The organism is Streptomyces megasporus (genome assembly GCF_000718985.1).
GTDB lineage: Bacteria > Actinomycetota > Actinomycetes > Streptomycetales > Streptomycetaceae > Streptomyces > Streptomyces megasporus.
The window spans coordinates 1-318 of the sequence record NZ_JODL01000163.1; the positions used below are offsets into that span (position 1 = coordinate 1).

The window sequence follows — 318 nt, forward strand, 5'->3', positions numbered from 1 at the left end:
CGCCCTGGCCCGCCTCGGCCAGACCCTCGTTCGGGTGACGACACCGCACGACCTCGCCCGGTGTCTGCTGGAGCACCTCGCGCCGGACCTGGCGGCGGACGCGATCATGCTCTACGCCCGCAGGCCCGACGGCGGCCTCGAACTGATCGGGCACGCCGGCATCGAGGACAAGCTGGCCGCCCAATGGAGCCAGGTGCCGCCGCTGACCGGGATCGCGGAGCTGGACGCGCTGCGGGCGGGCGAGCCGCGCTGGCTGGAGGACTTCGCCTCGGACTCCCGGCGGTACCTGCTGATCGGGGAGCCTCCCGAGCAGTGGCG

At 74.2% G+C, this 318-nt stretch carries 1 pseudogene; it reads left to right on the forward strand.

Annotated elements, in window-relative coordinates:
• Nucleotides 1-318: pseudogene (locus IF47_RS28475) on the forward strand (protein phosphatase); the annotation flags it as partial.